The sequence below is a fragment of the Methylobacterium nigriterrae genome (assembly GCF_037106235.1).
Lineage (GTDB): Bacteria > Pseudomonadota > Alphaproteobacteria > Rhizobiales > Beijerinckiaceae > Methylobacterium > Methylobacterium nigriterrae.
This window is the reverse complement of record NZ_JBAWTG010000881.1, coordinates 1-270: the sequence shown is the minus strand read 5'-3', so window position 1 is coordinate 270 and position 270 is coordinate 1. Positions and strand designations below refer to the sequence as shown.

Genomic DNA, 270 nt, shown 5'->3' with positions numbered 1-270 from the left:
GGCCGTGTGCCTCGTCGGTGTGGTGACGATGAAGACGATGAGGATGTGACATGGCCGATCAAAGAAATCTCGTTCGGCGCTTCGAGAAGGCCCGACCGCGGCTGCTGGCGATCGCCACCCGGCTGCTCTCATCGGGCTCCGACGCCGAGGACGCTGTGCAGGAGACGTGGCTGCGCCTGAAGCGCGTCGACGTCAACGAGATCGAAAATCTCGATGCCTGGCTCACGACGGTGGTCTCGCAGGTTAGCCTCGACCTGCTGCGGGCGCCCC

1 protein-coding gene is annotated in these 270 nt (G+C 64.8%); it reads left to right on the top strand.

All coding sequences use genetic code 11. From position 1 onward, the window contains the following. Positions 1-50: 50 nt before the first annotated feature. Positions 51-270, top strand: a 220-nt coding sequence (locus WDW90_RS39535) for a sigma factor (protein WP_336493047.1), incomplete at its 3' end; no start/stop codon positions are given.